This window comes from Janibacter sp. YB324, from assembly GCF_014217915.1.
GTDB classification, from domain to species: domain Bacteria; phylum Actinomycetota; class Actinomycetes; order Actinomycetales; family Dermatophilaceae; genus Janibacter; species Janibacter indicus.
On the sequence record NZ_CP060120.1, the window covers coordinates 314,689 to 327,336 of the forward strand.

At 71.1% G+C, this 12,648-nt stretch carries 12 protein-coding genes and 1 tRNA gene; 7 read left to right on the top strand and 6 right to left on the bottom strand.

Annotated elements, in window-relative coordinates; genetic code table 11:
* Positions 1-26: 26 nt before the first annotated feature.
* The 4 genes from H7A72_RS01595 to H7A72_RS01610 are packed head-to-tail and all read right to left on the bottom strand — an operon-like array spanning position 27 to position 4,210.
* Positions 27-719 carry an RDD family protein gene (locus tag H7A72_RS01595; protein WP_185221416.1) on the bottom strand — a complete coding sequence of 231 codons (693 nt, stop codon included), beginning with the start codon at positions 717-719 and terminating at the stop codon, positions 27-29.
* Complete coding sequence (locus H7A72_RS01600; RefSeq protein WP_370543549.1) at positions 716-1,999, bottom strand: DUF4032 domain-containing protein; 1,284 nt, start codon at positions 1,997-1,999, stop codon at positions 716-718. Before H7A72_RS01600 ends, H7A72_RS01595 begins: the two co-directional genes overlap by 4 nt.
* A gap of 20 nt (positions 2,000-2,019) precedes the next feature.
* A complete protein-coding gene (otsB, locus tag H7A72_RS01605) occupies positions 2,020-2,772 on the bottom strand; it encodes a trehalose-phosphatase (protein WP_185221417.1) in 753 nt (250 codons plus the stop codon).
* Between the two features lies 1 nt (position 2,773).
* Positions 2,774-4,210, bottom strand: coding sequence for a trehalose-6-phosphate synthase (locus H7A72_RS01610; RefSeq protein ID WP_084451439.1), 1,437 nt, complete (start codon positions 4,208-4,210; stop codon positions 2,774-2,776).
* A gap of 88 nt (positions 4,211-4,298) precedes the next feature.
* Between H7A72_RS01610 and H7A72_RS01615 the strand changes: the two genes are divergently transcribed.
* From H7A72_RS01615 to H7A72_RS01640, 6 genes are all read left to right on the top strand, one after another.
* On the top strand, positions 4,299-4,727 hold the full coding sequence (locus H7A72_RS01615) for a CBS domain-containing protein (RefSeq protein ID WP_084451571.1): 429 nt from the start codon (positions 4,299-4,301) through the stop codon (positions 4,725-4,727).
* A gap of 73 nt (positions 4,728-4,800) precedes the next feature.
* Positions 4,801-6,510: a serine/threonine-protein kinase gene (locus H7A72_RS01620; protein ID WP_185221418.1), complete on the top strand. Its 1,710-nt coding sequence runs from the start codon at positions 4,801-4,803 to the stop codon at positions 6,508-6,510.
* Positions 6,507-8,105: a threonine/serine exporter ThrE family protein gene (locus H7A72_RS01625; RefSeq protein WP_185221419.1), complete on the top strand. Its 1,599-nt coding sequence runs from the start codon at positions 6,507-6,509 to the stop codon at positions 8,103-8,105. Before H7A72_RS01620 ends, H7A72_RS01625 begins: the two co-directional genes overlap by 4 nt.
* A 167-nt stretch (positions 8,106-8,272) precedes the next feature.
* Positions 8,273-9,103, top strand: coding sequence for a transglycosylase family protein (locus H7A72_RS01630; protein WP_185221420.1), 831 nt, complete (start codon positions 8,273-8,275; stop codon positions 9,101-9,103).
* A 254-nt stretch (positions 9,104-9,357) separates the two neighbouring features.
* The gene (locus tag H7A72_RS16985) at positions 9,358-10,083 is read left to right on the top strand and encodes a transglycosylase family protein (RefSeq protein WP_072623570.1); all 726 of its coding nucleotides are present in this window, start codon (positions 9,358-9,360) and stop codon (positions 10,081-10,083) included.
* 74 nt (positions 10,084-10,157) lie between these two features.
* Positions 10,158-10,233 (top strand) — tRNA-Thr (locus tag H7A72_RS01640).
* 17 nt (positions 10,234-10,250) lie between these two features.
* On the opposite strand, the gene H7A72_RS01645 is transcribed toward H7A72_RS01640, so the two are convergent.
* Positions 10,251-10,628: a tyrosine-type recombinase/integrase gene (locus H7A72_RS01645; protein WP_083545953.1), complete on the bottom strand. Its 378-nt coding sequence runs from the start codon at positions 10,626-10,628 to the stop codon at positions 10,251-10,253.
* Between H7A72_RS01645 and H7A72_RS17040 the strand changes: the two genes are divergently transcribed.
* Positions 10,576-11,010, top strand: coding sequence for a GNAT family N-acetyltransferase (locus H7A72_RS17040; protein ID WP_370543550.1), 435 nt, complete (start codon positions 10,576-10,578; stop codon positions 11,008-11,010). The two genes, H7A72_RS01645 and H7A72_RS17040, sit on opposite strands and share 53 nt — an antisense overlap.
* Positions 11,011-11,885: 875 nt before the next feature.
* Here H7A72_RS17040 and H7A72_RS01655 read toward each other — a convergent pair.
* The gene (locus tag H7A72_RS01655; RefSeq protein WP_083545956.1) at positions 11,886-12,377 is read right to left on the bottom strand and encodes a lactococcin 972 family bacteriocin; all 492 of its coding nucleotides are present in this window, start codon (positions 12,375-12,377) and stop codon (positions 11,886-11,888) included.
* Positions 12,378-12,648: the final 271 nt, after the last annotated feature.

The following is a 12,648-nucleotide window of genomic DNA, read 5'->3' on the forward strand; positions in this document are numbered from 1 at the left end:
TCGCGGCCCCCTTCGCTCGTGGTGGGTCAGTCCTTGCCGACGTGCACGACGTGCGTCTTGCCGACGATGTCCGCCAGCGTGCGGTCGTCGTCGTCGACGAGCATCCAGATCCAGCTGATGATGCCGGCGACCTGGTGGACGAGCTCGCGCAGGGCGGCCGGGCCGAGCTGCGGGTGCTTGCCGCTCTCGGCGTCGATGACCTTGAGGCCGGTGACCTTCTTGCCGATGCTCTGGCCGGTCTTGGTCACCCGCCACACGCGGTTCCACGCGGCCATGGCGATCGCGGCGAGGAAGGACAGGAAGATCAGCAGGATGCCCAGGCCGACGAGCCCGCCGGACCCGGAGCCGGGCACCTCGCAGGTGCGCGTGTAGTAGACGCCGCAGTCGTAGGTGTCGGGCATGCCGGCGACGATGCACACGATGCCCAGGATCACGGGGATGAAGGCGGCGGCCATGCCGAGCAGGCTGTCGATGATCCCCGGGAGGATCCGGTCACCGAAGCCTGCGGTGCGGCCGTAGCGCTGCTCGACCCAGGCCCGCGACCCCGGCCTGCCCGGGTCACTGCCACCAGCCGCCGGGTAGGGCGAAGGGGGACCCGGCTGCGGTGCGCCGGTCGGTGGGGTGGGTGCTCCGGGCGGCGGCGTCGGTGCGCCCTGCGGCGGCGTCGGCGCGCCCTGCGGCGGCTGGCCCGGCAGGCCCCCCTGCGTCGGGTCGGTCATTTCTTCTCTCCCTTGTCGACGACGGGCAGCATCTGGGTGTCGGTCCCCAGGACCGACTGCTCGTCGGGTTTGCTCGGCAGGACCTCTCGCAGGTAGTCGGCGATCGCGTCCTCGATGGGCACATCGTGCCCCACTTTTTCAGCCATGTACCACCGGTGCTCGAGGATCTCGTGGAAGATCTCGGCGGGCTCGAGCTTGGCGCGCAGCTCGGGCGGGATGCGGCGCGAGGTGGGTTCGTAGACCCGGGTGAGCCAGTCGTGGGCCACGAGCGCCTCGTCGTCGCCCTGCCGGTCCATGGCCGCGCGGTAGGAGTCGAGGTCGTTGAGCAGGCGGCGGGCCTGGTTTTCTTCCACGTCGAGACCGGTGAGGCGCAGCAGGCGCCGGCTGTGGTGCCCGGCGTCGACGACCTTGGGCTCGATCCGCAGGTGGGTGCCGTCGAGGTCGGTGGTGATCGCCAGCTCGTCGACGTCGAAGCCCAGGGCGTTGAGCCGGCGGATCCGCTCGTCGACCCGCCAGCGCTCGCCGGCGTCGAACCACTCGTCGCCGGTGAGCTCCTGCCACAGCCCGCGGTAGCGCTCGATGATGTCGTGGGCGATCTCGATGGGGTCGAGCTCCTCCGGCAGGTAGCCGGCCGCGGCGAGGTCCATCATCTCGCCGGCGATGTTGGTCTGGGCCAGGTCGAGGTCGTGCTCGCGCTGCCCGGTGCTCAGCCGGTCGTGCAGCTCGCCCGTCTCGGCGTCGACGAGGTAGGCGGAGAAGGCGCCGGCGTCCCGGCGGAAGAGCGTGTTGGACAGCGACACGTCGCCCCAGAAGAAGCCGGCCAGGTGCAGCCGGGCGAGGAGGACGGCCAGGGCGTCGGCGAGCCGGACGGCGGTGTCGGCGCGCAGGTTCTGGCTGAAGACCAGGCGGTAGGGCAGGGAGAACTGCAGGTGCCGGGTGACGAGGCAGGCGTCGAGCGGCTGCCCGTCGGCGTCGGTGCGCCCGGTGACGACCGCGAGCGGCTCGACGCACGGCAGGTCGAGGCGGCGCAGCTGCCGCAGCAGGTGGTACTCGTTGCGCGCCAGCTCGGCCTTGATCTCCTTGACCGCGACGATGCCGCCGGACAGGTGGGCGAAGCGCACGACGTGCCGGGAGATGCCGCGGGGCAGCGCGGCGAGCCGGTCGGCGGGCCAGTCCTCGAGGGGGGTCGACCACGGCAGGTCGAGCAGGGCCGGGTCCGGGCGTGCGGCGGAGATGTCGAGTGGCACGGCTCTTCCCTTCGCGGCCCCGGGTGGGCCCATCGACCCAGTGTGCCGCAGCCTCAGGCGCGAAGGGAGGTCAGCGCGGCCAGCACCTCGGGCACCGCGGCGGCGTCGTCGACCCGCACGGCGGCGGTCGTCTCGCCGGGCCCGACCTTGATCCCGAGGTCACCGACACCGAGCACGGCGAAGGCGTGCTCGTCGGTGACGTCGTCGCCGAGGTAGACGACGGCGTCGGCGTCGAGCTCGGTGGCCAGGGCGCGCAGCGCCGTGCCCTTGTCCGCCTGCAGGACGCTCAGCTCGTGCACGCCCTTGCCCGCGAGGTGCCGCACGCCCTCGGTGGCGGCGGCCTCCTCGGCGATCGCGGCGGCCGTCGGCAGCACCTCGTCGGGCAGGCCGCGCGTGTGCAGCACGACGGCGGTCGGCTTGTGCTCCAGGCGGATCCGCGGATCGCGGGCGGCCACCGCCGCCTCGACCGCGCCGCGCAGCGCGGCGAGCGCGGCGGCGGTGCCGTCGGGCAGGGCCCCGCCGCGGCTGGACTCGGCGCCGTGGCTGCCGATGCGGGTCACGGCCGACCCCGCGAGGCCGGTGAGCTCGTCGAGGGTGGTCAGGTCGCGCCCGGAGACGACCGCCGACCACGTCGCCGGCAGGGCCGCCAGCGAGGTGAGCGACTCCAGGGTGCCCGGCTGCGCCCGGGCGTCCATGGGGTTGAGGACGAAGGGAGCGAGCACCCCGTCGAAGTCGGTGGCCACGAGCAGTCGGGGTGCGGCGGCGACGGCGGCCAGCGCGGTGGTGACCACGTGTGGCAGGGGCACGTCAGGCTCCCTTCGGGCCGGTCTTGTGCGGTGCGGTGTCGAGGTTGGTGAGGAAGCGGTCGGCCCAGCGCTGCACGTCGTTGTCGGCGACGCGGCGGCGCAGGGCCCGCATGAGGCGACGGCGCTCCTTGTCGTCGGTGCGCAGCGCCCGCAGGATCGTCTGCTTCAGCCCCTCGATGTCGTGGGGGTTGCAGACGAAGGACTGGTGCAGCTCGTGCCAGGCCCCGGTGAACTCGCTGAGCACGAGCGCGCCCCCGGTGTCGTGCCGGCAGGTGACGTACTCCTTGGCGACGAGGTTCATCCCGTCGCGCAGCGGGGTGACGAGCATGACGTCGGCGGCCTGGAAGAGCGCCGCCATCTCCTCGCGTGGGTAGGACTGGTGGAGGTAGTGCACCGCGGGGGAGCCGAGGGTGCCGTAGGTGCCGTTGATGCGGCCCACGGTCGTCTCGACCTCGGTGCGCAGCCGCTTGTAGGCCTCGACGCGTTCGCGGCTGGGCGTGGCGACCTGGACGAAGGTCACCTCCGGCGGCCGGAGGGTGCCCTCGGCGAGCAGCTCCTCGTAGGCCTTGAGGCGGTGGCGGATCCCCTTGGTGTAGTCGAGCCGGTCGACGCCGAGCATGACCACCTCGGGCTCGCCGAGCGAGGTGCGGATCTGCCGGGCCCGCTCCTGCACGGCCTCGCTGCGGGCCAGCGACTCCAGGTCGGTGTAGTCGATGCTGATCGGCACCGCCGAGGCGCGCACGACCCGCTCGGCGCCGTCGGCGTCGCGGGCGATGACCGTGTCTCCCCGGGTCGCGCGTCCGTCGAGGCGCCGGGCGGCGCGCAGGAAGTTCTGCGCATCGGCGACCCGCTGGAAGCCGAGGTAGTCGGCGCCGAGGAGGCCCTCGATGATCTGCGAGCGCCACGGCAGCTGGGCGAAGAGCTCGACGGGCGGGAAGGGGATGTGGTTGAACCACCCGATGCGCACGTCGGGGCGGCGCCGGCGCACGAGGGCGGGGACGAGCTGGAGCTGGTAGTCGTGGATCCAGACCTTGGCCCCCGGCGCGGCGACCTCGCAGACCGCCTCCGCGAAGCGCTCGTTGACCCGCTCGTAGGCCTGCCACCACTCGCGGTGGAAGTGCGCCGGGACGATGACGTCGTGGTAGATCGGCCAGAGGGTGTCGTTGCTGAACCCCTCGTAGTAGGTCTCGAGCTCCTGCGCGTCGAGCGGCACCGGGTGCAGCCACATGCCGGCCTCGGCGAAGGGGGCGGGAGCCTCTCCCGGTTCGCCGGCCCAGCCGACCCAGGCCCCGTCGCGGCCACGCATCACCGAGTCCATGGCGGTGACGAGCCCGCCGGGGGAGCGGTGCCACTGCGAGCTGCCGTCGGGGGCCACGACCCGGTCGACGGGTAGGCGGTTGGCGGCGATGACGAGGTCGTACGTGCGCTGGTCTGACACGGTGGGCACCCTCCGGAGCTCGATGGCCCCACTCTATGCACCCGGGCTCGTCCTTCCATCCGCGGTCCGGGGCCACTACCGTCGGTACATGAAGATCTCGGACGTACTGCGCAGCAAGGGCACCGACGTCGTGACCGTCGCACCCGAGTCCACCGTCGGCGAGCTCCTCGCGCTCCTCGCGGAGCACCGCATCGGGGCCGTCGTCGTCTCCGCGGGGGAGGGCAGCGTCGACGGGATCGTCTCCGAGCGCGACGTCGTGCGCCGTCTCCACAGCGACGGGCTCGGGGTCCTCGAGGGGCCGGTGAGCGCGATCATGACCGCCGAGGTGCACACCTGCGGCGAGCACGACGACGTGCGGGATCTGGCCGGCGAGATGAGCGACCGTCGCATCCGCCACGTGCCCGTCGTGCGCGACGGCAAGCTCATCGCGATCGTCAGCATCGGTGACATCGTCAAGCAGCGCATCCGCGACCTCGCCGCCGAGCGCGACCAGCTCGAGGCCTACATCACCCAGTAACGATCCGGTCGCCACAGCGCGCACACAGGAGGTGCTCCGACATCTCCCAAGGAGGGCCTTCTACCCTGAACCCATGACGACACAGCTCCTCGGGGACGACCCCGCCCCGGACGAGCGCGGAGACGTCAGCGTCGCGGACTTCGACACCATCGGTCCCTACCGCGTGCTCCAGCAGCTCGGCCAGGGCGGCATGGGCATCGTCCACCTCGCACTCGACGCCCGCGGCCGCGCCGTCGCGGTCAAGGTGCTGCGGACCCACGTCGCCCACGACGACGACGCCCGGGCGCGTCTGGCCCGTGAGGTCGACACGCTCGCGCGGGTGCGCTCGCAGCGGATCGCCCCCGTCTTCGACGCCGACCTCGAGGCCGACCAGCCCTACATCGTCACCCGCTACGTCCCCGGCCCGAGCCTCGAGCAGCTCGTCCGCGAGGAGGGCCCGCTCGACGCCGAGTCGCTGCTGCGTCTGGCCCGGGGCCTGGCCGAGGCGCTGCGCGCCATCCACGAGGTCGGGGTCATCCACCGCGACCTCAAGCCGGGCAATGTCCTCATCCTCGACGGCGACCCGGTCGTCATCGACTTCGGCATCGCCCACGTCGCCGACACCTCCCGCATGACCATGACCGGCCTCGTCATGGGCACTCCCGGCTACCTCTCGCCCGAGCTCGTCGAGGGCGGCGACGTCACGCCGGCCACGGACTGGTGGGGCTGGGCGGCGACGCTCGTCTTCGCGGCCACCGGGCGATCCCCCTTCGGTCGCGGTGGCATGGAGGCCGTGCTCGCCCGCGTGTGCCGCGGCGACGCCGACCTGCGCGATGTCGACCCCGAGCTCGCCCCGTTGCTCTACGCGGCGCTCACGCCCGACCCGCAGCTGCGGCCCGATGCCGACGAGGTGCTCATGGCGCTCGAGGCCTGGGCGCGCGGGCGCCCGGTGACCGACGTGCTGCCGCAGCGCACCCGTGCGCTGCAGGCCGACGCGACGCGCACCCTGCCGCCGGTGGCAGCCGCGCCGGCCTCCGTCCAGCGCGCCGAGCCGCCGGCGCCCTGGGGCAGTGGCGACTGGACCGACCCGCGGCCGGCTCCCGCGCCGACCCCGGCTCCCGTCGCGCAGAGCGGTCACACCTCGTGGCCGGGCACCGCCCCCGCCGGGGTGGCCGGCGACCGCCCCGGCGACCCTCGCATCGGCAAGTCGCGCCGCAGCGACGTGCTCGCGGCACTCCTCGCCGCCGTCGTGGCCCTGGCGACGGCCGTCCCCTTCGTCGGCCTCGGCCTGGCCGTGCTCTGGTCGTGGCTCGCCCGCACCGTCGACACCTCGATGACCTCGACGGTGCGCCGACGCCACCAGGCCGGCCGGCGTCGCAGCGACGGGGTCGTCGCCGCGATGGCCTCGCCGTGGCACCTGCTCACCGCCGGCCTCAAGACGGTCGTGGCCGCCCTCCTGCCGATCGCCGTCGGCGCCGCTGGTCTGCTCGCCGCTGCGCTGGCCCAGTCGGCGGTCGACGGGCTCGGCGTGCGGCTGGCCGCACCCGTGCCGCTCGCGGTCGGGTCGCTGCTCGCCCTCCTCGTCGCGTGGTGGGGCCCCGGCGGCCCGGGCCTGCGGCGCGGCAGCCGCAGCCTCGTCCGCGGCGTGACCGGTGTCCCGGCCGCGCGGGTCGTGCTCATCGCGGTGCTCGTCGTCTTCGCCGTGGGTGTGCTCGGCGCCCTGGCCGTCGGTGCCCTCGAGGTCTCGTGGTGGCCCGACGTCAGCTCGCCCCTGCCCGGCCCGGAGCAGCTGCCCGCGCGATGACGAGCACCCCGCCCCCTCCGCCCCCACCGCGCCCCCGTCCGCGACCGCGGCGGCGGCCGGGAGCCGAGCCCGAGGCCGTCGACCCGACGACCGGCTCGATCCCGCAGCGGCCACAGCCCAAGCCGCGCCGCCGCCCGAGCCTGCGCGGCGAGCAGCCGACCGAGACGATCCCGCTGCGCGGTTCGCTGCGCGGCACCCCCTACCGCGACCCCCGCGTCACCCGCGCCGTCGCCGAGGAGCGGGCGGCCGCGCACGCGATGGACCTCGCCCTGCGGGTCGCCGAGATCATGCTGCGCTCGGGGTCGTCGGCCAGCGGTGTCGAGTCCGCGACGATCGCCGTCGGCGTGGCGGCCGGGCTCGAGGACCTCGACGTCGACCTGACGATGCAGTCGATGCACATGCAGTGCCGCACGCCGTCGGGGCAGACGATCAGCCGGCTGCGTGTCGTGCGTCAGCCGCGCCTGGACTTCGCCCGGCTGGCGATGGTGCACGCCCTCGTCGACGACCTCGTCTCCGGCGACATCGACCTCGAGCAGGCCGACTCCCAGCTGCGGGAGATCAGCCGTACACCGCGCATGTGGTCGCGCTGGTTCGTCACCCTCGCCGAGGGCGGAGTGGCGGCCGGGGTCGCCCTCATCCTCGGGGCGAGCGACTTCGCGGTGCTCGTGGCGCTGCTCTCGGCCTGTATGACGATCGGGCTCGCCTCGCTCATCGACCGGCTCAACCTGCCCGACTTCTACCTCGGGGCGATCGGCGGTGCCGTGGCGACGCTCGTCGCCTTCGTCGCCTATGTCCTGGGCGCCTACTCGATCCTGCCGATCTCACCGTCCGACTTCGCCTTCATCGTGGCCGGCGGCATCGTCGCACTGCTGCCCTCACGCACGCTCATCTCGGCGATGGAGGACGTGCTGTCGGGCTTCCCGGTCACCGGGTCGGCGCGGATCTTCGCGGTCATGCTGCACACCTTCGGCCTCATCGTGGGTGTTGCCGGCGGCCTGGGCATGAGTCTCGAGCTCGGTGGGGTGCTCGACTTCGGGCTCGAGCCGCCGCCGATCGACAAGCTCGCCTGGGCCTCGGCCACGCTGCCGGTGGTCATCGTCGGCGCCGTGCTCATCGGCTTCGCCGGGGCGATCACGCTGCAGGGCAGCCGGCGCATGCTTCTGCCGGCGGCGCTGCTGTGCACGATGGGTGTGGCCGTCGCGGCCCTGCTCACCCAGGCCGGCCTCGGGCGGGTGACCGCCACCGGAGTCGCGGCGGCGCTCATCGGCTTCATGGCCCGCTGCATCGCGCTGCGCATGGACGCGCCGGCCCTCACGGTCGCCGTCCCGGCGACCTTCGGTCTCTTCCCCGGTCTGGGGATCTTCGTCGGCCTCTACCACATGACCAGTCCCTCGGCGATGGCCGACGGGTCCGACACCGTGCAGGGTCTCTTCAGCGTCCTCGGGGCGCTCGGCGTGATCATGGCGATCGCCACCGGGACCACCCTCGGCGACCGGCTGGCCGCCCCCTTCGACGCCCCGGTGGCGCAGCGACGCAAGGCCGCCGTCGAGCAGGAGAGCACGGCCCGGGCCGACGAGGGCTGGGACATCGTCTGACCCGCGCGCTACCGCACGAGCTGACCCGGTCCTGACCATTTCAGGTCACGTGTTTGACTCGTTTGGTCACGGGAAGGTAACGTTCCCGCCGTCAGCGAATGACGCCAGACCCCCTGGCAGCTTCGACCACGAAGCCCCCTGAACTCCGTGGAAGGAACCACACCCCCATGTTCTACTCCCCCAAGCACGCCCAGACGAAGCAGTCGTCGCCCGCTCGCCGCCGCATCGCCGGTGTCGCCGTGGCCGGCGCGACCGCCACCGTGGGCACCATCGCGACCGCGCAGGGCGCCTCCGCCGCCCCGGCCGCCTCCTCGTCCTCCGTGTGGGACGCCGTGGCCCAGTGCGAGAGCGGTGGCAACTGGTCGATCAACACCGGCAACGGCTTCTACGGCGGCCTGCAGTTCACCACGCAGACCTGGCAGGGCTTCGGCGGCGGCAAGTACGCGGCCAACGCGCACCAGGCCACCAAGGCCCAGCAGATCGAGATCGCCCAGAAGACCCTGCAGGTGCAGGGCCCCGGCGCGTGGCCCGTCTGCTCGCAGAAGGCCGGCCTGACCAAGGCCAACGGCGGTGCCGCCGTGGCGCCCACCTCCGGTGGCGACAGCTCGGGCACCACGACCCAGGCCCCCACGCAGCAGCAGGCTCCCACGCAGCAGCAGGCTCCCACGCAGCAGCAGGCCCCCACGCAGCAGCAGGCCCCCACGCAGACCTCCCGCTCGGAGGTTCGCGGTGAGGCCACCTCCGGCGGCCTCGTCGTCGACGGCATCCGTGGCCCCAAGACCAACGCCGCCATCGAGAAGTGGGTCGGCGTCGCACAGGACGGCACCCTCAGCTCCGCCGACGTCCAGGCCCTCCAGGCCAAGGTCGGCACGGCTCAGGACGGCGTCATCGGCCCGAAGACCACCGCTGCGCTGCAGTCGGTCGTCGGCGCCACGCAGGACGGCATCTGGGGTCCCAAGACGACCTCCGCGCTGCAGACCTACCTCAACGGTCGCTGAGCGAGACGCGGCTGACGGGCTGACCTGATCGGCCCGATCACCTCCACGAAGGGGAGGGGAGACCACTGGTCTCCCCTCCCCTTCGTCGTGCCCGGACGGGGTGCTCGGGGTGGTGACAGATGGTGGCCGAGGGCCTCGAGTTACAGGTCTGTATTTACGTGGCAGGTGTTGTTTGTGCGACTGGAGTGTCCTTAGCGTCTCTCTCGGACCTGCGCGGGGACCCCTGCCGCGCTCAGCCCAGGAGAGGGACCTTCATGTTCAGCACCAACGACTTTCCCGACCAGCGCGTCGGTCGCCGCGGCCGTCGTCTGCGCGTGGCCGGGGGCGCCGTCGCCGCCGGCGCGATCGTCGCCGGCGGTCTGGTCGTCGCCTCCAACGCCGGTGCATCCGACACGGTCTGGGACCGCGTCGCGGCCTGCGAGTCGACCGGCAACTGGAGCATCAACACCGGCAACGGCTACTACGGCGGCCTGCAGTTCTCCTTCCAGACCTGGAAGGGCTTCGGTGGGCAGAAGTACGCCTACACCGCCGACCGCGCGAGCAAGGCGCAGCAGATCGAGATCGCCCAGGAGGTGCTCAAGGTCCAGGGCCCCGGCGCCTGGCCCGTGTGCTCCCAGCGCGCCGGCCTGACCGTGTCCAACGGTCTGGCCGTCGACCCCTACTCCGGTGGCACCCGCCCCTCGCGCGACACCACGCGCCCGCCGGTGACCTCGACCGGCGGCAAGCTCGTCGTCGACGGGGTCCAGGGCCCGCGGACCAACGCCGGCATCGAGAAGTGGGGCGGCCGCCCGATGAACGGCTACCTCGACGCCGGTGACAAGCGCGCCCTCCAGGCCCGCGTCGGCACCGCGCAGGACGGCGTCATCGGCCCGATGACAACGCGGGCGCTGCAGCGCAAGGTCGGCGCCGACGTCGACGGCAAGTGGGGGCCGCAGACGACCTCCCGCCTGCAGACCTGGCTGAACAACAACGTGCTCTGAGCGCACGACCGGCTCGGTGAGGACCGGGACCGCGGGCTACGATGCCGCGGTCCCGGTCTTCGTCGTCCGGGCCCGCTGGCGTGGCGCAATTGGTAGCGCACCTGTCTTGTAAACAGGTGGTTGAGGGTTCGAGTCCCTTCGCCAGCTCCAAAATCAAGGGAAACACCTCACTCCCCACCCTCCGGAAGGCCGAAGCCTCCACTTTCGCCTCCACTTTGGCCCGGCGAAGGGGGTTGCGGGTCCGCCGCTTCGAGCGGCGCCAGCACCCGAGGATCATGCTCCCCACGGCCCAGATAGACGTCCTGCGTCATCGACACCCGCGAGTGGCCGAGCTGGTCCGCGATGATCCGCGCCGTGACCCCCGACCCGTCGAGGATGCTCGCCGTCGTCTTGCGCCAGGCGTGCGAGGTCACCCACTCCAGGTCGCTGTCGAGCCGCACCTCGTAGAGCCACCGGCTGACCGAGCGCGGCTCCCGGAAGCCACCGTCGACCGTGCCGAAGACCGGCTCCTCCGGCCCGACCCCGACCTCAGCGCGCCGCCGCAGTCAGTGGGTGTCGCGTATTGACGGGCACCCCGTAGGGCATGTGGCGCTCACGCGCCCAGGGGACCGCGAGGACGCCGTCGAGATCATGGCTCAAAAAGGCATGCCCGTCGAGCGTTCGGCCGTCGTGGCTCGTCTCTTCGTGCTGCCAGCGGCAAGGGGTCGCGGCGTTGGCGGTGAACTGATGAGAACCGTCGCGGTTGCTGCGAGCGACTTGAGCCTGATCCCAATCCTAGAAGTTTTAGCAAAAGATCGGGCGGCCCTGCGACTGTACGAAGATCGTGGGTGGGAGCCGATCGGTGAAACCACCCATCGACACGGATCGAGGTCCTATTCTGCTGTGGCCCTTCGTGGACCCTCAGCGGGCGGTGGCAGTGAATGGTGACTCGCAGACTGCTGGCGGCGCAACGGGGAGACGTGCCAAGAATCAGGAGGGGATCAATACGTCGCATGACACGCCAATTACAAGTCTGACAAAGAACTCCCCCGGCTACGCCCAGCACATCGCCTAGCTTGCCGAATCGACATGGGTCGGCCTATTTGCTTAGGTCGCAATCGAGGCGCGCTGCCCCGGAGGCGTGTTCGCCCGGCCGGTGAGCCGCGGTGCGCGACGTGAGAGCAACGATGCGTATGACTGCGACGGCGAAAGCGACACCCGCGGCCACGGGCCACAGAATCCGCGTCACCTGCAAGAGCTCAGGATCCATCCAAGGGTCTTGAGAAAGAAAGCCGTATGCATCGAAAGCGCCGTAGGAGACGAACGCGGGAAGGGCGGCGGCGGCGGGAACGGATATCCACGTGCGTCTTCTGACTAGACGTGTCAACCCACCAATCGCCGCGGAGACGACCAGAGCCGCGATGGTCCAGAAAATGACGATGGCGGGAGACTTGGAACTTCCAGTTCCGGTTACCTGTTCAGCGAGAATGTAGTCGAATAGGTAGTACGCCGCTATGGCTGGCAACAGCGTGAATAAACTGCGCTTGGTGGCCGAAGGCCAAGACGCTCCCCCCCAGGCTGCGAGGAAGGAAGCCGCGAGCCACCCCCAGCTATTCCCGACAAGCTTGGAGATGTAAACGGCCCCGGGGAAGAGCCCGTAGTTTGCGGTCACGTTGACCAGACCTAGAAGTAGCCCGCCTCCAAGCAAGTACCAGTGGATCCGTCGCACGGTAGATCAGATCTCCTCGGGTCGAACAAGAGGTTGGGTTGATGACGCTGTGCATGACGCGTCATCAACCCAACTCGTTCATACTCAAACCAGGTCAGGCCGAGTTGCTCCAGTACACCTTGCAGGTGTTGCTGGTCCAGCGGATAACGTAGGCCTCGGCCCAGCCCTTAGCGCCTTGGGTCACGGTGTCGGTGTAGCCGTCCATCGAGGCAGTGGCGCTGTGGCGGTTGTACCAGTGGTAGTACTTGGAGAAGCAAGTCTTTTGACCTCCAGCGTTTACGGTGGTTCCGTAGCGCCACTCTCCGCCACCCACGCGCACCGTTGCAGCAGGCGCAAAGGGGGAAGATTGCTTGCCGTCAACGGTGACCGTTCCTTCGCCAGTGAAGGTGACATAGCCGCCGGTAGCGGTCTCCCCGCTATCGATGACCTTGATCGATCCAGTTGTCTCGACGTCAGCGCCCACATGGTGACTCTGCGGATCGCTAGCCTTCCGAGGTGACTCCGCGACGGCTGCGCCGGGCAGGGCCAGGGTCCCGAGTGCCATGGTCAGCGTCGCGATCAGGGATGCGGCGGACTTTCGATTCATGTTCAAACCCCCCTCTTGTGCGGTGACCCCGCGGCCCGCGCCGGGCGCGGAGTCCTGATGTTGCGAACACTAGGCCAGACCACGAGAAACCGGCTCTTCACCGATGAGTGTGGGGTGAGCGCGACGCGCCGGGGCGTGGGGTAAGGGTGGAAAGGGTCGAGGCCCTCGAAGATCAGAGGACTCTTACCTCTCCTGATCGCAAGGACCTCGACGATGCCCGAGCCTACGTTGTGCTGCCGTGTGCGCGGCGGCTACTGCGACCGTTGCGACG